We start from the raw sequence: 18,455 nt of genomic DNA on the forward strand, positions 1-18,455 counted from the left end.
GACCACGGAAGGCGCGTTTTATCGGCTTAGCGTAGGATTTAGCACCGTCCGGCAGCAGACCCCTTGAAGGCGCCCGCATGCATCATCCGGTCATCGGGGTCCATCCCGTACCAGCCGCGATACATCATCTGCCGCGCCCAGATCGCGCGATGGGCATGGCAGACGGCGCGCGCGCTGCCGCCGGTGCCGGAGGTGAAGATCATGTAGGCCAGCCGGTCGGGATCGCCCATCTCATAGGCGCAGGGCGCGCGCTCCTCGGCGCGGCGAAGCGTCTCGGCCTCGATCACGCGCGCGGGATTATCGGGCAGAGCGATGCCCGCGCCCGCGACCACGGCGGCCGGGTCGAGATCGGCGGCAAGCCTGGTGATCTCGCCTTCGGTGAGCTGGCTCGAGCTGGGCACCGGCACCAACCCCGCCGCGATCGCGCCGAGAAAGGCCACCGGAAACTCCGGCCCGTTCCCGAGCCGCAACAGCACCCGATCGCCGGGCGCGAGCCCCGCTTCGAGAAAGATCGTGCCCGCGCCGCGCACCGCCGCCGTCAGCCGCGCATATGACCAGCGTTCCGCGCCCGAGGGTTTCACGATCTGCATCGCGAGCTTGTCGGGCGTGGCGGCGCCGGCGGCCAGAACATGGGCGGCCATGTTGAAGCGCGCGGGCGGCGCGGCGATCGGTGCGGATGTGAAAACGGACTCCATGCCGTCTAGCTAGGCCGCGGCGCGGGGGCGAACAAGCGCGAATTCACCCCTTCACCTTGTGCGAAATACCCCGGGGGGCTCCGAAGGAGCGGGGGCGGAGCCCCCTCGGCGCGGATAGCGGCGCGCCGGTCAGTCCTCTTCGGTATCGTCTCCGAACCGGGCATCGTCGTCATATTCGTCCTCGCCCTCGTTGACGTATTTCGCCGAGAGCGCGATCGAATGGCTGTCATGGGTCGGGTCCATCACGACATCGGAGGGCAGCTCGCCGCGCAGCCAGTCGACGATCTCCTCGCGCGCCTCGCCCGGCTCCTGTTCGGTGAGCTCCGCGATATACTTGATGAAAGCGCGCTGATCGCCGTCGATCTCGTCGAGTTCGGCCTCATCGGCCTCGGGCCAGCGGTCCTGGATCGCCTCGTAGAAGGCCGCCCAGTTCTCCTGGATATGGTGCCATTTCATCTCTCGTCTCCATCCTGATCGCGGCAGTGAACGGCGCGCTTCTCTCCTGAAAAAGGATCGCGCGCAATCTCTTGCAAGGCAAAAGGAATTTACCGCGCCTGCGGTTCCTTCACGGGCGATCCGGCGCCGCCCATTCAGAACCAGCTCTGGACCCGGCGCGCGCCGCCCGAGATGTCGTCACCCACGCCGGCGACCGTGTTGCAGCCTGCCAGTGCCGCCGCCAGAGCGGCCAGAAGGACAAGTTTCTTCATTTCTCTGCCTCGTCATACCACCATACGTCGGGCTGGAAGCCCGGCCAGGCCCCGTATAGCGGGGTCCGTTTCGGGAAGTGAAGCTGCTTGATATGGGCGATGCGGTCAACCGGCGAATACCAGATCGGGATCACATAGCGACCCGCTGTGAGGATCCGGTCGAGCGCACGGGTCGCGGCGACGAAATCCTCGTGGCTGCGCGCATTGAGCATCGTGTCGATCATCGCTTCGGCCGCCGGGCTGTTCATTCCCATCCAGTTGCGCGAACCCGGCTCCTTCACCCCTTTCGAGCCCCAGTAGAGCATCTGCTCGTTGCCCGGGCTGAGCGAGAGCGCGCGCCAATACCACGCCATGTCGAAATCATAGCTGTTGGTGCGCTGGCTGTATTGCGCGTCGTCGATCACCGTCACCTTCGGGAAGATCCCCAGCTTCTTGAGCGCCTCGACATAGATATCGACGATGCTCTGGGTCTCGGCCGCGCCCTGCTGAAGCACGATCTCGAAGGTGAAGGGCGTGCCGTCCTTCTTCAGCACGCCGTCTTCCGCGACGCTCCAGCCGGCCTCCTCGAGCAGCTTCGCCGCGTCGCGCATGTTCTTGCGGTTGCGCACGCCGCCATCGGATTTCGGCAAGCTGTAACCTTCGATCGTGCCGGGAGGGAGCTGATCCTTGTAGGGCTCCAGAAGCGCGCGCACCTTGCCCTCGGCGGGACCCGGGTGCATCCCGAGTTCCGAATTCGAGAAATACGAGGTGATGCGCGGCTCCTGGCCGCCATTGATCGTGGTGTTGATGAATTCGAAATTGAAGGCGTCGATCAGCGCCTGGCGCACCCGCCAGTCGGCGAAAATCGGATTGCGGGTATTCATCACCAGACCCTTGATCCCGGAGGGCCGCCCGTTCTGGATCTCGGATTTCACCACCGCGCCCGACTTCACCGCCGGAAAATCGTAGTTTCGGCCCCAATCGGCGGCGTTCCATTCGATATAGCTGTCGGTCTCGCCGCCCTTGAACGCCTCGAAGACGACCCCGCCATCGCCGAAATAGTCGTAGCGGATCGTGTCGAAATTGTTCTGACCCTTGTTGAAGGCCAGATCGCGCCCCCAATAGTCGGGATTGCGCTTGAGCTCGATATATTTGCCCGGATCGACCGTGCCCACGACATAGGGCCCCGAGCCGATCGGCGTGAGGTCGGTGGTGGAGGCGAAATCCTTGCCCTCCCACTGCTTCTTCTCGAGCACCGGCCGCATCCCCATGATCAGCGCGAGCTCGCGATCGGGCTCCTTGAAGGTGATGCGGACCTTGCGCGGCCCGGTCTGCTCGATCTTGGCGACCTTGGACCAGGCGTTGCGATAGCGCGGATGGCCCTGCGTCCCGAGCGTCTCATAGCTCCAGATCACGTCCTCGACCGTCACCGGATTGCCGTCGGAGAATTTCGCCTCCGGGCGCAGCGTGAACTCGACCCAGGAGCGCGCCTCATCCGTCTCGACCGATTGCGCGAGCAGCCCGTAGAGGGTGAAGGGCTCGTCCATCGAACGTCCCATCAGCGATTCGGTCACGTAGCGCGCGATTCCCTCCGCCGGGCGGCCGTTCAGGATCCAGGGATTGAGCGAATCGAACATGCCCGCGACGCCGAATCGAATTTCGCCGCCCTTGGGGGCGTCGGGATTGGCATAGGGCAGGTGGGTGAACCCCGGCGGCAGGGCGGGTTGCCCGTACATCGCGATGGCCGGTTGCGGTTCGGCCTGTGCGGGGCCAGTAAATACAGGCGCGAGCCCGAGCGCGAGCGTCGCGAGCCCGCGAAAAATCACCGATCTCGACACGTGAACAATCCCTCTCCTGCTCGTCTTTTATGGCGGCAGGCTAGCGAGAGGTTTGAAACTGCGCAAACTTTTCCCTTGGAGACGAGCATGAGATTGCTTATAAAGGTTTCACTGCTCGATAGGTTTCTTGCCTGTATGAAACCTGCCTCATGACTTGACGCCCGCCCTTTGCGCGGGCGTCTTTTTTTGCCCTCCATCCCCGTTGAAACACTGCGCTCGCGGGCGTTTCACGCGCTTTTGCAGATGCAGCATGGCCTTTGGCGTGCCGCCGCGGCATGATCGCGCCGAATCTGGGGAAAAGGCAGAGGAGGAGACATGTCGCTTCAGGGAAAAACCGCCGTCATCACCGGGTCGAATTCCGGCATCGGACTGGGCGTCGCGCGCGAGCTGGCCCGGGCGGGGGCGGATGTGGTGCTCAACTCCTTCACCGATCGCGATGAGGATCACCAACTCGCCGCCGATCTGGGCCGCGAATTCGGTATCACCGCGCACTATATCAAGGCGGATCTGTCGAAAGGGGCGCAGGCGCGCGCGCTGGTCGAGCAGGCAGGCCGATGCGACATTCTCGTCAACAATGCGGGCATCCAGCACGTCTCCCCGATCGAGGATTTCCCGGTCGAGAAATGGGACGCGATCATCGCGATCATGCTGACCTCTGCCTTCCACACGACCGCGGTCGCGCTGCCGATGATGCGCAAGGCCGGCTGGGGCCGCGTGGTCAATATCGCCTCGGCGCACGGGCTGACCGCCTCGCCCTACAAATCCGCCTATGTCTCGGCCAAGCACGGCGTGGTGGGGCTGACCAAGGTCACCGCGCTCGAGACCGCGAAGGAAGACATCACCGCGAACGCGATCTGCCCGGGCTATGTGAAGACCCCGCTCGTCGAGGCGCAGATCCCCGACACGGCGAAGGAATACGACATGACCGAGGAAGAGGTGATCGAGAAGGTCATCCTCGCGCGCCAGCCCTCGAGAACCTTCGCGACGACCGAACAGATCGGCGGCACGGCGGTGTTCCTGTGCTCGGATGCGGCCGCCCAGATCACCGGGACGACGATCTCGGTCGATGGCGGCTGGACGGCGCTCTGAGGGCAGGGGGCCTAGTTTGACTGCTATTTGGCAGACGCCTTGATAAGGAAACAGGAGAAACTCAGACTGCACAATGCGGGTTGGACCGTAAGTGGCGATCTAAAAAGTCACAGTGAAGTCGCAGCATGTGCCGATGTCGTAACCGAGTGACACCAGATCCATCAATTCCGGCATGTTTTCAGTTCCCCACCAAAAAACCGCATTCGTGCCGATTGCACTGGCGGTCAAAGTGGGCGTGTAGCTGAAAAACCGCGCGCCGCCGCATAGCTTAGACCATAGCATCCTGCTATGATCGGCCCTGAGCCGACCTCCGCAGGGAGGGTTAGCGCTGCGGTGCAGCTTCCTCAAACCGGCCATCCATGGCATCGTGCAGCATCGCCGGGCAGGCCAAGGTCAGCAGTGCGGACTTTGCCGCCGTTCATAGAGCAGGCGTGAATAGCGGCGCTTCGGCAGTCTCAAGATGCAAGCGAAATTCTAAACTCCAAGGTCTCATGGCCCCCGAGCGCCTTGTTGGCTGTATAATTTCTTACCAACTGACCGCCCGCCTTTTCTATGACACGAACCGATGCAGGATTGTCGGGACTGGTGGTTATCTCAACATATTGCAAGCCAACTGCTTTCGCCTCTGGTAGAATTGCCACGAGTGCCGCAGATGCCAACCCTTCGCGTTGCCGCCATGGAACTACAGCGTATCCGATGTGCCCCGAACAAGTGGGCGGCAATTCCTCAGTCCCTGGTTTCCATCGCAAACCAATATGGCCACAAAACTCGCTAGACCATATCCAGCGGCGAATGCTCGGCAAACGCGGTACCTTCGAGCCATCTGGCAGAGTAACTGGCCCTGCTTGTGCAGTTGGATCGTCAAGATTTGCGACGAAAGATGCCGCATCCCTGTCAATTGCCAGTAACTGCTCTTGAGCAGCCTTGGGCCGCAAATTGTCCGGCGACCAGCCTCTTTGCAATGCCGCCACATATGCCGGAATGTGATCAATACTCGGTTTGAGCAGTTTCATTTTGCCGTCTCGAAATTGAAGTTTTTCCCTATTATCCACGAGAAAAAGCAGGAGGCTCGCCAAGTTCGTGTTCGACAGCTTCGCGGACGAAGCGGCCGTTCGGTGCTAAGGCGGTGTTTTCACCTTCATATGGAGCAAGGATGAAACTCAGACTTTTGATCGATACATCTGTGTGGCTGGATCTCACGAAGGATCCACGCCATATGCCTTTGCTCGACGCTCTTTCCGCGATGATAGAGGCCGGTGAAGTTGAATTGATCCTGCCGCAGATCATCCCAGAGGAATTTGCCCGAAACCGCGACCGGCGCGGTTTCATCGGGATGTGATCGGCTGGAATGGAGCTCACCGAGATGCCTACGCGGCAACGGGATGTGCTCCCGCCCACCTTTCGGCGGGCGGGAGCCTGTATGCCCTGAGGATGCCGTGGCACGCCGAGGGGCCTGCGGCTGTCAGTTGCCCAGATCGAGCACCATGCGGCCTTCGATCTGGCCTTTGCGCATGCGGTCGAAGACGGTGTTGATATCTTCAAGCGGGGCTTTGGTGATGGTGGCCTTGACCTTGCCTGCGGCGGCGAAGTCGAGCGATTCCTGCAAATCGAGCCGGCTGCCGACGATAGAGCCACGCACGGTGACACCATTGAGCACCATGCCGAAGATATTGAGCGGGAAGTCCCCCGGAGGAAGGCCGTTGAGGGACACCGTGCCGCCACGCCCGACCATGCCGACCGCCTGCTCGAAAGCCTTTTCGCTTACGGCCGTGACCAGAACGCCATTGACGCCACCGTCGGTTTCTTTGCGGACAAAGGCTGCGGGATCGGCAATCTCGCGCGCATTGACGGTCAGTTTGGCACCCAACCGGCGTGCGAGATCAAGTTTGGCCTCATCGATATCTACGGCCACGACGTTGAGCCCCATCGCCACCGCATATTGCACGGCCATATGGCCCAAGCCACCGATGCCGGAAATGGCAACGGTGTCGCCGGGTTTGGTGTCGGTCATTTTCAGGCCTTTGTAGACCGTAACACCCGCGCAAAGGATGGGCGCGATCTCGGCAAAATCGCTGCCTGCGGGCAGGTGGCCCACATAATTGGGGTCTGCGACAACGTAATCGGCAAAGCCGCCATTGACCGAGTAGCCGGTGTTCTGCTGGCTTTCGCACAGCGTTTCCCATCCGCCCAAGCAATGCCTGCAGCACCCACAGGCGGTGTAAAGCCATGGCACACCGACGCGGTCACCTTCTTTGACGTTCTTCACGCCTTTGCCGACTGCCGAGACATAGCCTACACCCTCGTGGCCGGGGATGAAGGGCGGTTCGGGTTTGACGGGCCAGTCGCCTTCGGCCGCGTGCAAATCCGTGTGGCAGACGCCAGAGGCGCGGATCGCGACTTGGATCATTCCGTCAGAGACCTGCGGAATTGGGACTTCATCAATGCTCAGGGGTGCACCGAATTTACGAACGACAGCGGCTTTCATAGTCTTCGACAAAATAGTTCCTCCTCTATGCCCAGTTCCTCCTCTATGCCCAGTTCCTCGACCGGACGGAAGAAGGATTGCCAAGGCTTGCGCTCCTGTCATCCCTGCCATGTGTTATTGTGCTGGCCTACTGTTCCGAATGTGAGACATTCTTCGCTACTTTCAATGACCTCACGGGCGCGTGATCGATTGCCATTGCGCCTAGACGGATGCGACGCAGCGCGCAACCAGAAGGCTCATATACGCAAAGCGCAACGCAGCGCACGTTCGGGCTACTGCGTCTTAATCCGTCCTTTTCAATACTCCTCGCTACGAAATGCCTCCTATGTGTCTTGCGCCGCCGGTTAGGGTCAGGCGAAAAGGGCTCTCAGCGGACCTTCGCAGTGACGGGGTCATGGCCACCGAAGACCCCACGATGGTGTGCGTCTCATCTGGCGTCCGACGGCTCCGCAGAGCAGGCCGCGCATCTGGTCCACAACCGGGATCGGCCTCCATACTGTCCTGGTCTCGGCGGTTGAGAGGCCCGATGAAGACTTCCGCTTCCGCACTTTGCTCTCCGGGGTCCTGTGGTTCCACCGCCAGATGATCTCGTCCAGGTATCGCTGTAGGTGCTTCCGTCCGAGACGGTGATACACGCCGATCAGAGCGCGCTGGACAACCGCGTTCACCGCCTCGACGGTGTTGATGTGCGCCCCGGTCTTCGTATTCGCATACTGGCGCTTGTTGTGTTGGATTGTATGGTGGCTGGAAAAAGATGCCCCGATCTTTCCGTAACTCGGGTTCTTGTCGGTGATGAGCGCCGAGGTCGGGTCGATCCAGCGCTCGATGATGGGCTTCATCGTGCGCCCTTGAGCATTCGGGATGAGCACGGCTCGCGCCTGACCGTTCCGCGCCGCAGCAACGAGCGCGATCGGTTTGCCGGTTCCTCTCCCCCGCTTGTTCTTGACGCCATGGCGGAACTTTGGCTTGCCGCCGACGAAGGCTTCATCGACCTCGACCACACCCGACAGTCGACCGGCAATGCCCTGCCGATCATCCATCATCTCGCGGATCGCATGGCCAAGCTTCCACGCGGTCTTCTGGTTCACTCCCAAGATGCGCGACATCACGACCGACGAGATGCCCTTGGAAGACGTCAGCACGAGGAACATCGCGGCGATCCAGGTCCGGAGATCCAGCTTCGTCGCGTGGAGCGGCGTTCTGGTGGTGACGGTGAACTGGCTGCGGCATTCCCTCTCGATGCACTGATACAGGCCGGGGCGCACGGATGCACCGCGCAGCGGGCGCGAACTCAAGCTGCCGCAATGTGGACAGAACCGACCATCGCCCCAGATGGCGTTCTCGAGGAAGAGCCGCGCGTGACGTTCGCTCGGCATCTTCTTCCAGACATCGCGGACGGACTTCAGTTCGGAGATCATGGGGTAGCCTCGCTTCGGGGGAAACCCAGAAGATTGGCCGATCTCTCCTAACCGGAAGCGACGACGTTATGGCGTAGCCGGGGCCTACGCGAGGCAAGCAGGCTGAGCACTTCCGGAAGCCATGCTTTTTCTCGTGGATAATAGGGAAGTTTTTCTCAGAACGGACATTCATGCACGTCGCAGCATCGGTCAACAAGGGCTCGAAGCGGCCATGCGGCGTCGCGGCAAGCCTTTCCTGCGACCCGCCCGGCCGTATCGACGCGCTCGGCCCTCTCCGGACATGCGCCAGACTGGCCCCGCTACCTCGCAGCTTCCCCGAACCGGCCCTTCGCAGCTACGTGCAGAAACTTCTTCCAACCCGAGGTCTGCAGTGCGGACAAAGCGGGCTTTTGGGGCACGGGTACGAATGGCCGGTTTGGTAAATCGTTCAGAAACGCGTACGGTTTAACCGAGGTAGTTTTTCAGAAGGGAACGATTGTGAAGTCGCCTATTCGGTCGATAATTTGTATACTCTTTTCCTCTCTCAGCGTGATTGCGGCCTCGGTCGTGTCGCGAATGCTGTGGAAATTCCGTGGCGGCGTAGTCCGGGCATGTGAAGGTGCGTCCAATCAGGCGGCGAGGTCAAGGGCGATCGGTTCGATGGGCTGAGAGAGGGTCTCCCAGCCATCGACCTTCCGCATCTGGATCTGGCCGGAGGCCAAGAGCGCCCAGAGCAACATCGGCACGGTCTCGGCGCAGGGCAGCACGGTTTGCGTCTTGATCCGGCGGCGGAATTCCTCGTTGAGACGTTCTATGGCGTTGGTGGTCCGCGCTGACTTCCATTGCGACGGGTGCAGGCGGGTGAAGGTGAAGAGGCGCTCGCCAGCTTCCTCAAGGCTGTCGGCCACCGCCCGGCACTTGAGCCGCCACTTGCGCAGGAACGCCTTGCGGCGGGTTTCGATCCCGGCGGCGGTATCGGCATAGATCATGTCGCGGTAGTCCGCGGTCAGCTCGTCATGCAGGTGCTTGGGTGCATGCGCCAACAGGTTGCGATGCTTGTGGACGGTGCAGCGCTGGATCGGCAGCTTGTCACCCCAGAGTGCCACCAGCGCGGCTTCCAGGCCTGGGGCGCCATCGACGATGACGAACTCGGGTCGTTTCAGGCCACGGGCGTCGAGGTCGGCGAGGAACTGGCCCCAGGCTGCCGTGCTTTCCCCACCCATATTCTTGATGGAAAGCAACACCTTCTGCCCGTCCCGGCGCACGCCGATCGCCGCCAGCACCGAGATGTTCGTGGCCTTGCGATCCAGCCGGGTCTTGATGACGGTGCCGTCGAGGATGAGCCGGACAATGTCTTCCTCGGCCAGGCTGCGGGCGCACCAGGCGTCCCAGTCGACCTTCACCTTGCGCCAGGCCCGGCTGACCACATCCTTGCCGACAGCGCCTTCGAAAAGGCCGGCCAGCGCGCGTTTTACCCGCCGCGTGTTGGTGCCCGCGAGGTAGACCGCCGCGATCAGCGCCTCGGCCTTCTTCGTCAGCCGCTGGTAGCGCGGCAACGCCTTCGAGCGCCATTCGGTGATCTTGCCAGCTTCATCTTCGATGCGGGCACGCGGCACGCGCACCGTCTCGGCGCCGAACGTGCCGGTGAGCTGGCGCTCGCGGTGCCCATGGCGGTAGCCCTTCTGCGCGCCGTCGCCGCGGCCATAGCGGCAGCGCCCGATGAAGGCCTCCAGTTCTTCTTCGAACAGCGCCTCGATCGTGGCGCGGACGGTCTGCCGAAGCCGATCCTCAATCGGATCGTAGCCGCGCCCCGCTTCCAGTAGCACAGGCGTGCTGGTGTCTGTAATCTGGTTCATGGCGTAATCTCCCTGGCGGTGCCAGCCGCCGGTTGGGTGGGTTCAAGTCACCCGGAGATTACGCCGCCAAACAATTTCCACCACCCGCGCGACACGACCGCGGCCTCATCAGCATTCGCTCAGATGGATAGCGACAATGGAGGCGGTAGCGTGGCGATCCAGCAGGAGCTAACCGCAACCGGCCCCGAAGGCGTACTCAGAGGAACTCTGACGTTACCTGCTGCTGATGTGGCGATCTCTGATGGAACGCCTGTCGTATTGATTGTGCCTGGATCGGGGCCGACTGATCGCGACGGAAATTCACCTCTCGGCATCTCGGCATCGCCCTATGCGCTTCTTGCCGAAGCACTGGCCGAGCGGGGGATCCCGTCGGTGCGTATCGACAAGCGAGGAATGTTCGGGTCGGCGGATGCGATCCCTGACGCCAATGCGGTTACAATCACGGCCTATGGTGAGGACGTTCTTGCTTGGACACGTGCCATTAGGGAGCGATTGCCAACGACTGGAGGCGGCATGCGTTGTGTATTACCGCTTGGGCATAGTGAAGGCGGCCTGATAGTGCTGGCGGCTATTTCGCTCCTGCCTGACCCATGCGGTCTGATATTAGTCAGCACTCCAGGGCGGCCGCTTGGAACTGTGCTTCGCGACCAGTTAAACGCTAACCCTGCCAACGCTCCGCTCCTGATCGAAGCCGACGAGGCGATCACGACGTTGGAGCGTGGCGAGCGGGTTAATTTGAACGCGTTGAACCCTGCTTTGAGGCCTTTGTTCGCAAAGGAAGTGCAGGGTTTTCTAATCGACGCGTTCGCCTACGACCCAGCCGCGCTGATTGCGGAGACCCCAGTTCCTGTCCTTATCGTTCAAGGCATGCGCGATCTTCAGGTCAGCGACACGGATGCTCATAGGCTCGCCGATACCGCGCCAGAGGCGACACTTTTTTTGCTCCCGGACGTCAACCACGTGCTGAAGGTCGTTTCGTCTGATCAAACCGCGGACAACATCGCAGCCTACGCGAACCCAGACTTGCCGATCGCTCAGGGCGTTGTGGATGCGGTCATGCAGTTCATCGAACAAATTGACGAATAAGGGCCCCTTTAGAGTGCTCCGAAAACCTGTCCTTTGGGAATCTTCGTGGACTATCTCATTTGACGTTTCCAAGAACTCCGTTCAGAACCCAGGCTGTTATGAGGTTTTTGATCGCCCGAAGACAGCCGACACTCAAGCGCGTTGCAGCATTCGGTGCTCTGGGCTCGAAACGGGCATGCGGCGGTGCGGCGGCCTGGACACCCAGGCGAGTGGGGCAGCCCCGCAGACGGCCCAAATGTATGTGTCGGCTGCTGTTCGCAATTGAGAAATTGGCACGTTTTCGGAAATCGCTCATATGTATCCGGCCTGTTGATCGGCTCGCGGGCCGTGGCCTTGATGGGGTTACGCACGCGCCGTGGTCTCATTAGCGGATAGGTCGTTACTGACCTTTAGGGCCGTCAGACTCTGGGGGCGTATTTTCTCCGTTCCATGCTGTCCTCTTTTTGCGAACTCCTGGGTGACCGTGGAGTGCGTCAGATCGCTTCCATGGCCGCGTCTTTTGGCGCGTCGAACCGGGTGCCATTGCGCAGAATGCTCCAGGCGGTTCGAGCGAGCTTGTTGGCAAGTGCGATGGCCGCCTTGTTTCGGGGCATGCGTGCCACCGCTTCGGTCAGCCACGGGCCGAAACTGAAGTCGGACCATCGGTGTGGCCGCATCATGATCACTTTCGCCGCTTGCACGAACAGCATTCTCAGATAACGACTGCCGCGCTTGGTGATCCTACCGAGAATGGTGCGGCCGCCTGTGCTGAATTGTCGGGGCACCAGGCCCACCCATGCCGCGAAATCGCGCCCTCGGTCGAAGGCCTCGCCTTGGCCGACAGCCGCGACCATCGCAGTCGAGATCATCGGGCCGATGCCGGGGATCGTCATGATGTTGGCGCAGTTCTCCTCGGTGCGGCTGATCTCTTCGATCTCGCCAGAGACATCCTCGATCCGTTTGTCCAGCCAGAGCCAGTCGCCATAGAGCCCGATAAGGATGCCGCGCATCCGGGGCGATATCTCATCCCGTCGCTGTTCGAGGATCGCCTCGAAGGAGTTCTTCAGCGCCCGAAGTCCCGACCTGACAGTGATGCCCTGTTCGATCAGAAAGGCCCTGATCTGGTTGATGGTGGCGGTGCGCCGCGAAACCAGCCGTGCCCGGACCCGATGCAGGGCCTGAAGGTCGAGCTGATCTTGGTCCTTCTCTGAAACGGTCCGAAGGTTGGGACGCAACGCGGCCTCCGCGATCGCCTCGGCGTCATTGTAATCGTTCTTCTGCCCCTTGTTGAACGGCTTCACGTAGATCGCCGGTATGATCCGCGGTTCGAACCCCATGCCCCGCAGCGTTCGGCTGACAAAATGGGCACTGAGGCAAGCCTCCATTCCCACAATGCAGCGTGGGAGTTGCGCGAACGTGGCGTTCAGGGCCAAGCGCTTGATCTGTTTGCGCATGACTAACTGGCCGGACCGGTCGAACCCGACCATGTGAAACGTATCCTTCCCCATGTCGATCCCGACGACGGCGAGGTCTTCGATGTCTCCTGTCTTCTTTGAACACATAGCTGCTTCTCCTGGTTGCGCGGTTGATCCCGGTTAAGGATAACCCAACGATGGGGAAGCAGCCGACACATCCCATTAGCTGACCTTCGAGGCCTCTCGAATGCCGCGGCGCAGCTTTCTTAAACCGGTCATTCGGACGGACATGTCGCACTACGAAGGCGCCGAGTGTCGGCAGGGCGGACGAAGCTGCCAGTGCGGTCGTTTGCCAGCGTGCGCGATACCCCATTTCCCACGATCAGTTCCTATACTTATTGGCCTTTGATCGCCGTCCGCCACGCCGCGGGGGTTGTCCCGGTGCCGGACTTGAAGGTGCGGGTGAAATGGCTCTGACTGGAGAAGCCGCAGGCGAGGGCGACCTCGAGGACCGGGTCCGTGCCGCGTAGCAGTGACTTAGCGCGATCGATGCGCCGTTCGGTGATCCAGGCGTGGAGCGGTATCCCGCGAGATGCCCGAAACATGCGATGGAGGTGGAATGGCGAGAGAGCCGCCAGCGCAGCGAAATCGGACAAGCGGATCGCCTCATCAAGATGCGCTTCGATCCATTCGTCGATGCGGCGCAGGATATGTGGGGATAGCCCGCCGCGGAGCGGCACCTTGCGCGCTCCGAGCCGCGCGACGATCTCGGACAGCGCCGTGTCGGCCAACAGGACGTCACCCGCGGAAGCTGCCCGGGCGAGCGCGGCGAGTGGTGCGGCAAGGTGCGGCATGTCGGCGAAGGTGATCTCCGGCACGTCGAGCCGGCGCGCGTCGCAATCGTGCGTTCGGGCGAAGTCAGCACGGAGTCGGTCGTCGGGAAGATAGAGGTGGGCGAAGCGGTGGGGCGTCGTGATCTCCCACTCCGAGGGCTGTCCGTCCGGGAAGACGCAGACCGCGCCGGGCCAGCCACTGGCACCGGCACCGGCACCGTCCAACCGTCGGGTGCCGGTACCTCCGGCGAGGTAAAGGCTGAAGGCATGGCCTCGCGGCGCCTCGTAAGAGACACGGTCGTGGCGGTTCTCCCAGACCGTGACGCCCCGTCCCCCGCCCAGATCGAGCGTGGCGGCCGCTGTCGCGACCGGGGAACTTTCAAGGAAATCGCGCACCGAGGCCATGAGGTCTTTTAAGCCTATCGTGATCGGTCGGGAATGCCGGGCCGGCACTTCACCGCAAGATCGTGCAAAGGCTCCGTGCGGGTAAAGCGTAGATGGCGCGGCAGAGGAGCCGCCCAATGACCACACCCGTCCTTTTCGCCGCTACAATCCTCATTTGGGGAACAACCTGGATCGCCATTGCCGCGCAAGTTGGCGCGGTACCCGTCGCCGTATCGGTCTTCTACCGCTTCGCGCTGGCGGGGGTGCTGATGCTTGCTGTGCTCGCCGCACTCGACCGATTGCGGAGCCCCGCGGTCTGGCGGTTCGTGGTCGTGCAGGCGCTTTGTCTCTTTTGCCTGAACTTCCTGGCGCTCTACACCGCGACCTCCCTCGTGCCGTCGGGCCTCGTCTCGGTGATCTTCTCGCTGGCCTCGATCTTCAATGCGGTGAACGCGCGAATCCTCTTCGGCGACCGGATCAGCCGGCAGACGGTACTCGCCGGCGCGCTCGGGGTGGCGGGGCTCGCTTGCCTCTTGGGGCCCGACATCGACATCACGGCGGGCGCATCGACGCTGCGCGGGATCGGCTGGGCGGTGCTGGGCACCCTGATCTTTTCCTGGGGGAATATGGCCTCACGGCAGAACACGCACCTCGGCATCACGCCGATGACGGCAAATGCCTGGGGCATGGGGATCGGGGCGCTCTGCCTCCTCGCCATCCTTTTCGCGACGGGCCAACCGCTGGTCCTCCCGCGGGGCGGCATCTACTGGACGGCGCTCGTCTACCTGTCGGTCATCGGATCCATCATCGGGTTCACGACTTACCTGATGCTAGTCGGCCGCATCGGATCGGCCAAAGCGGGCTACGCCACGGTCCTCTTCCCCATCGTAGCACTCACCCTCTCGACGCTCTTCGAAGGCTACGAATGGACCCCCCTGTCCATCCTCGGCGTCATCCTCGCTGGGCTCGGGAATGTGGTCATGTTCAGGCGGCGATGAGGTACGGGAAACGCTGGGTTAGGGGAGGGAGTTTCGGGCTCGAACCGGTCATGCGGCGTCGCGGCAAGCCTTTCCTGCGACCCGCCCGGCCGTATCGACGCGCTCGGCCCAAACCGGCTTTCAGGTAGACACCAGCACTGCTGCGGATGCAGCCTGCATTTCTGACATTCTTCCCACTGCCGGGCTGTTAGGAGATTTCGGGGTTGTTGGCCTCATACCATTCCCTGATGGTTCTGCTCAGCGTTGACAGCGCGAGGCCCCGGCTCGTGCGCACATCAAGCATTGCAAAGTCTTCCGTGAACTTCGCAGCGTCTTCCCCAGAAGACGTAAATTCAAAATGCCCGCCAGAATACTCATCATTTGGATCATAGCCTACAACGCGCCAAGTGCCGATGATCTCTCCGTCGCGAGTAATGACGTCGCCCTGCGATAGGCGCGGGTCGTACCCGCTTTGCATCCACTCATCGTGGCCGACGAAGTTGATTGGATAAACCAGTTCCATCACGCGAGACTGTGCCAAATTATTTCACAACGCAAGTCGTCGGAAAAAGCCAAAGGCAGGCATCTTCGGCCCAAACCTGCCGCTCGATACACTCGGAGCGAATGACGGCTTCAAGTTGGACGTGCCGATTGCAAGCCGACTGCCCGCTGCAGGTGGCTACGCCAACAAACCCAGTTCTCGAACGGCCTTTGTCCCAAGGTATTCTCTGAGCGAGTGACCCCCGTTAAAACGGTTCTCGGGCAGCTTGGCTATGGCTTGACCAACGGCAACTTCCCAAGGCTTGTTTGAGCCGGTGAGCCCCACCAGCAGCATTCGCAGTTCCTTCAGTTGGAAATTCTGACGTTTCCAACCGCTATCACGAAACGCAGATGCTGCAGCGAAACGCGAATGGTCAGGATTGTCGGAGATCCACTTTTCCAGAGTGCCGCGCAGCGAGGTCCAGTCCGTCCCCAGCTCTGCTAGGACGTCATCGGTGACAATTAGGTTCTCCGCATTTCGACAGTTTAGGCGCATGCGAATGATCGGGCCCATATCGTCAATCTCGTAGGGGTCGCTGTCCCTGTCGCGCAATGAAAATGCTCTGGCATCATCGTAAACACTCTCGATAAGGTCCCGGGCGGCGACTTCGTATTGGTTCATCGACTGGATGTCCGATGCCACACACGGGTATACAGAGATTCGACCATTTGATCGTCTGACTGCAGCTTGCCAAATGCGTTCGTCGTCCTCGCCTTCCAGGATCAGTGGTGGTTTCTCATTGAAGACATTCGAGAGAGGGTGGGCACCGAACATTGGCAAGACTGACCGCATGGCGTCGTCCACCGAACGGAATTCGAGCGCATTCGGCCCAAAATGCTTCAGTCCCACGCGGACATCTTCGCTTAGGCTACAAAGGCCCGAAAGGATAGAGGTGCTGTGGGTCGCGATGGCGATGCGGCCATTTGCGTCTCTGGTGCTGTTCACGAGAAGCTGCATTAGACGATACTGTAGATCAGGATGCAGGTGCACGTCTGGCTCGTCGAGAAGCAACCAGTTGTCTTGATCCCTGTATTTCTCCTGTTTGCACAGATATGCGAAATACAGGACTTCGACGGCTAGACTAATCAGTTCCGACTCACCGCTGCTCAGGTCAGCGGCTTTGATCGTATTGCCGCCATCTTTAAGTGCGATATCAAATCCGGCGGTGTCGGCCCTTACTAGGCTAACTCGCTCCAGCACTTCGTTTATACGGTCGACCTCGGCGTCAAATTTGAAGTCCGTTGCTCGCAGTTTTGAATCCCTTTCAATGGACCTCAGAACAAGTGTCTCAAGATTTCGAAACTCGGCGACGCTGGACTGCCTGAACTGCTCCCAACGGTTCTTGCGTCTCGTGTTGGTCATCCAGTTTGGATTGTGTGATCGGTTTGTTTCGATATTCCCGTCGTAGGTTAGTTCTCCGCCTCGTTCTGGCGTGATGTAACGAATGCAGGCATCTTTTCCTGACAGACGGCTGTCCATCAGCCGAAGCAGTGTGCTCTTGCCTGAACCATTCTTGCCGAGGATTACGTTGATTTTTCTGTAGCCGGCGATGCTGTTGCCATTTCCGAGGTCGATCACAATATGCACCTTTGCGAATAAGGGTGAACGCTACCGGTAGTTTTCAACTATGACAATGAGTGGGGGCTGGGTTTTTGTGCCGCTCCGGCGCAGCGGACACTCGTTGCCGCCGCAGCGAACGTCTGCTCCCCGCCCTTTCGACCGCAGCGGCAATCTTGGCACATAGCGGATCTTCTCAACCGATGCGGCGAGCGGCTTAGTTCTATAGGCCCTCAGCCTGAATTCCATTCTCTGCCAGCCAAGTCTTTCTCCAACGCCAGTCTGGCAAATGCTGCTCCACCTTGATCCAGAAAGTTGCGGAATGGTCTGGGTAATGAGCATGTGCCAATTCATGCACTGCAACGTACTGGGCTATGCGGGGAGGCAGGAGGATAGCTTTCCAGTGAAATGAAACGCGGCCGTCGGTGCCGAAAGAGCCCCATCTAAAGCCAAGGTCTTGAACTTTGACCTCCTGCACTGTCACACCCATGCGGTTGGAAAGCCCGGCAACCTGCTTCTCGAACCATTGTTGGGCTCTCCGCGTATACCATGAGACAAAGATATCCCGCCCTCGATGAATAGAGCCGCGTCTCAGGCAGAACCGGCCGTTTTTCAGGCTGAGGTCTACCAGTTGGTTGTCAATGAGACGCAGGCGGTGGCTCCGGCCAAGGTACAAAAAACCTTCACCCTCCACGAATTCCTTTCTCGGGGCACGTTGTTGAAGCCTTGCCTTCTCTTCGACCTTGGTGTGAACCCAGATTAACTTCTCTTCAACGAAACTGACCAGTTGATCGGCGGGAACAGTTGAAGGCGCAACGATTGAGAGGTCACCAGAACGTTCCACCGTGATCTGCATGGTCTTGCGGCGATCACTGCGATGAACATCGAAGGAAAGACCATCAATCTCCAGTTGATGCTCGCTCACCCGAGCGGGCTTTCCACCGGTTCGGATTGGAGACATGGGAAGCTTGGACATCAGGCTGCTCGCAGTTTGTCATCATTGGCTTTTGCCTGCTGCATCAGCTGGTCAGCAAGGGCTTCTGCCTCGTCGACACCGAACCCTCGGATTTGCGCGTCGAAAATGATTTCAAAGATCTCTGATCTGAGGTTTTCTTGGTCCGCCATCTTGAAACTGCTCCACAATGAGCGGTTTGCTCCGATTTCCTCGATGATGCGATCCACCACAATCCGTGTCACTTCATGCAATGCGCGAAGCTGATCGGCGGAGGTGTTTTGATCGGCTGAAGTCGCCGCCAAGACCGTTCGAAGGAAGGGCAAATAAACCTCGGGGATATCCGGCGTGCCTTCATCACGATCACAGGCCTCGCCACGTAGCTCGTCGATAATGGCTTGCAGTTGCTCGATGATCTGGCCCCACTGCGCGCCAAAGCTTTTCAGGATATCGTTCAGTCGTTCCGACATTTTTCTGAAGCGGACCGGATCGGTTTCGAGGTTCTTGCGTATGTGAGAGCGGATCGCATGCTCCATCTCCGATGCCTTGGCTCGGCCACCAGCAGCTTGCCCGACTTGAGTGTCGAATTCTGCATCCGTCAGTTGCACGGGCGGAATCTTCAGATCGATACCGAGAGAAATGACGTGGTCGTCGATCAGCTTCCGCACCTTGGCACCGACGTCTG

The 18,455-nt window shown here is 60.5% G+C and carries 17 protein-coding genes and 1 pseudogene; 4 read left to right on the forward strand and 14 right to left on the reverse strand.

Annotation, left to right across the window (positions count from 1 at the left end; translation table 11 throughout):
* Positions 1-38: 38 nt before the first annotated feature.
* From DW2_RS18310 to DW2_RS18320, 4 genes are all read right to left on the reverse strand, one after another.
* Entirely contained in the window at positions 39-695 is a 657-nt protein-coding gene (locus DW2_RS18310) for an AMP-binding protein (protein WP_051856445.1), read from the reverse strand.
* Positions 696-824: 129 nt separating this feature from the next.
* Positions 825-1,151, reverse strand: a complete 327-nt coding sequence (locus tag DW2_RS18315) for a hypothetical protein (protein WP_038148848.1) — start codon at positions 1,149-1,151, stop codon at positions 825-827.
* A 134-nt stretch (positions 1,152-1,285) separates the two neighbouring features.
* Positions 1,286-1,402 carry a lipoprotein gene (locus DW2_RS19935; RefSeq protein WP_156103038.1) on the reverse strand — a complete coding sequence of 39 codons (117 nt, stop codon included), beginning with the start codon at positions 1,400-1,402 and terminating at the stop codon, positions 1,286-1,288.
* Positions 1,399-3,219, reverse strand: coding sequence for an extracellular solute-binding protein (locus DW2_RS18320; protein WP_051856448.1), 1,821 nt, complete (start codon positions 3,217-3,219; stop codon positions 1,399-1,401). The genes DW2_RS19935 and DW2_RS18320 overlap by 4 nt, the downstream gene beginning before the upstream one ends.
* A 315-nt stretch (positions 3,220-3,534) precedes the next feature.
* Between DW2_RS18320 and DW2_RS18325 the strand changes: the two genes are divergently transcribed.
* Entirely contained in the window at positions 3,535-4,308 is a 774-nt protein-coding gene (locus DW2_RS18325; RefSeq protein ID WP_038148851.1) for a 3-hydroxybutyrate dehydrogenase, read from the forward strand.
* A 455-nt stretch (positions 4,309-4,763) separates the two neighbouring features.
* Here DW2_RS18325 and DW2_RS19555 read toward each other — a convergent pair whose 3' ends face one another.
* A complete protein-coding gene (locus DW2_RS19555; RefSeq protein ID WP_081875074.1) occupies positions 4,764-5,321 on the reverse strand; it encodes a GNAT family N-acetyltransferase in 558 nt (185 codons plus the stop codon).
* A gap of 140 nt (positions 5,322-5,461) precedes the next feature.
* Here DW2_RS19555 and DW2_RS18330 point away from each other — a divergent pair, with 140 nt between their 5' ends.
* Positions 5,462-5,647 carry a PIN domain-containing protein gene (locus tag DW2_RS18330; RefSeq protein WP_038148853.1) on the forward strand — a complete coding sequence of 62 codons (186 nt, stop codon included), beginning with the start codon at positions 5,462-5,464 and terminating at the stop codon, positions 5,645-5,647.
* A 123-nt stretch (positions 5,648-5,770) separates the two neighbouring features.
* On the opposite strand, the gene adhP is transcribed toward DW2_RS18330, so the two are convergent.
* The 3 genes from adhP to DW2_RS18345 form a co-directional block, all read right to left on the reverse strand.
* The gene (adhP, locus tag DW2_RS18335; protein ID WP_038148855.1) at positions 5,771-6,805 is read right to left on the reverse strand and encodes an alcohol dehydrogenase AdhP; all 1,035 of its coding nucleotides are present in this window, start codon (positions 6,803-6,805) and stop codon (positions 5,771-5,773) included.
* A gap of 380 nt (positions 6,806-7,185) precedes the next feature.
* A complete protein-coding gene (locus DW2_RS18340; RefSeq protein WP_038148857.1) occupies positions 7,186-8,211 on the reverse strand; it encodes an IS1595 family transposase in 1,026 nt (341 codons plus the stop codon).
* A 608-nt stretch (positions 8,212-8,819) separates the two neighbouring features.
* Entirely contained in the window at positions 8,820-10,046 is a 1,227-nt protein-coding gene (locus DW2_RS18345; protein ID WP_038148859.1) for an IS256 family transposase, read from the reverse strand.
* A gap of 150 nt (positions 10,047-10,196) precedes the next feature.
* Between DW2_RS18345 and DW2_RS18350 the strand changes: the two genes are divergently transcribed.
* Positions 10,197-11,132 carry an alpha/beta hydrolase gene (locus tag DW2_RS18350; RefSeq protein ID WP_202900133.1) on the forward strand — a complete coding sequence of 312 codons (936 nt, stop codon included), beginning with the start codon at positions 10,197-10,199 and terminating at the stop codon, positions 11,130-11,132.
* Positions 11,133-11,605: 473 nt separating this feature from the next.
* Here DW2_RS18350 and DW2_RS18355 read toward each other — a convergent pair whose 3' ends face one another.
* Entirely contained in the window at positions 11,606-12,673 is a 1,068-nt protein-coding gene (locus DW2_RS18355) for an IS110 family RNA-guided transposase (RefSeq protein ID WP_038148861.1), read from the reverse strand.
* 248 nt (positions 12,674-12,921) lie between these two features.
* Complete coding sequence (locus DW2_RS18360; RefSeq protein WP_038148863.1) at positions 12,922-13,764, reverse strand: helix-turn-helix transcriptional regulator; 843 nt, start codon at positions 13,762-13,764, stop codon at positions 12,922-12,924.
* 116 nt (positions 13,765-13,880) lie between these two features.
* Here DW2_RS18360 and DW2_RS18365 point away from each other — a divergent pair, with 116 nt between their 5' ends.
* Complete coding sequence (locus DW2_RS18365; RefSeq protein WP_038148865.1) at positions 13,881-14,741, forward strand: DMT family transporter; 861 nt, start codon at positions 13,881-13,883, stop codon at positions 14,739-14,741.
* A gap of 187 nt (positions 14,742-14,928) precedes the next feature.
* On the opposite strand, the gene DW2_RS18370 is transcribed toward DW2_RS18365, so the two are convergent.
* From DW2_RS18370 to DW2_RS20005, 4 genes and pseudogenes are all read right to left on the reverse strand, one after another.
* Positions 14,929-15,243 carry a hypothetical protein gene (locus tag DW2_RS18370; protein WP_038148866.1) on the reverse strand — a complete coding sequence of 105 codons (315 nt, stop codon included), beginning with the start codon at positions 15,241-15,243 and terminating at the stop codon, positions 14,929-14,931.
* 156 nt (positions 15,244-15,399) lie between these two features.
* On the reverse strand, positions 15,400-16,839 hold the full coding sequence (locus DW2_RS18375; RefSeq protein WP_162178909.1) for an AAA family ATPase: 1,440 nt from the start codon (positions 16,837-16,839) through the stop codon (positions 15,400-15,402).
* A 202-nt stretch (positions 16,840-17,041) separates the two neighbouring features.
* A complete protein-coding gene (locus DW2_RS18380; RefSeq protein WP_081875076.1) occupies positions 17,042-17,794 on the reverse strand; it encodes a M48 family metallopeptidase in 753 nt (250 codons plus the stop codon).
* A pseudogene (locus DW2_RS20005) lies at positions 17,794-18,455 on the reverse strand (restriction endonuclease subunit R); the annotation flags it as partial. The gene DW2_RS18380 and the pseudogene DW2_RS20005, both read right to left, overlap by 1 nt.

Source organism: Thioclava atlantica (assembly GCF_000737065.1).
GTDB classification, from domain to species: Bacteria; Pseudomonadota; Alphaproteobacteria; order Rhodobacterales; family Rhodobacteraceae; genus Thioclava; species Thioclava atlantica.

Excerpts from the sequence above, each read along its gene's own strand:
- DW2_RS18325 (WP_038148851.1), top strand. The coding sequence starts at position 3,535 with ATGTCGCTTCAGGGAAAAACCGCCGTCATCACCGGGTCGAATTCCGGC.
- DW2_RS18365 (WP_038148865.1), top strand. The coding sequence starts at position 13,881 with ATGACCACACCCGTCCTTTTCGCCGCTACAATCCTCATTTGGGGAACA.
- DW2_RS18310 (WP_051856445.1), bottom strand. The coding sequence starts at position 695 with ATGGAGTCCGTTTTCACATCCGCACCGATCGCCGCGCCGCCCGCGCGC.
- DW2_RS18370 (WP_038148866.1), bottom strand. The coding sequence starts at position 15,243 with ATGGAACTGGTTTATCCAATCAACTTCGTCGGCCACGATGAGTGGATG.
- DW2_RS18360 (WP_038148863.1), bottom strand. The coding sequence starts at position 13,764 with ATGGCCTCGGTGCGCGATTTCCTTGAAAGTTCCCCGGTCGCGACAGCG.
- DW2_RS19935 (WP_156103038.1), bottom strand. The coding sequence starts at position 1,402 with ATGAAGAAACTTGTCCTTCTGGCCGCTCTGGCGGCGGCACTGGCAGGC.
- DW2_RS18340 (WP_038148857.1), bottom strand. The coding sequence starts at position 8,211 with ATGATCTCCGAACTGAAGTCCGTCCGCGATGTCTGGAAGAAGATGCCG.
- DW2_RS18315 (WP_038148848.1), bottom strand. The coding sequence starts at position 1,151 with ATGAAATGGCACCATATCCAGGAGAACTGGGCGGCCTTCTACGAGGCG.
- DW2_RS18330 (WP_038148853.1), top strand. The coding sequence starts at position 5,462 with ATGAAACTCAGACTTTTGATCGATACATCTGTGTGGCTGGATCTCACG.
- DW2_RS19555 (WP_081875074.1), bottom strand. The coding sequence starts at position 5,321 with ATGAAACTGCTCAAACCGAGTATTGATCACATTCCGGCATATGTGGCG.
- DW2_RS18380 (WP_081875076.1), bottom strand. The coding sequence starts at position 17,794 with ATGTCCAAGCTTCCCATGTCTCCAATCCGAACCGGTGGAAAGCCCGCT.
- DW2_RS18345 (WP_038148859.1), bottom strand. The coding sequence starts at position 10,046 with ATGAACCAGATTACAGACACCAGCACGCCTGTGCTACTGGAAGCGGGG.
- DW2_RS18355 (WP_038148861.1), bottom strand. The coding sequence starts at position 12,673 with ATGTGTTCAAAGAAGACAGGAGACATCGAAGACCTCGCCGTCGTCGGG.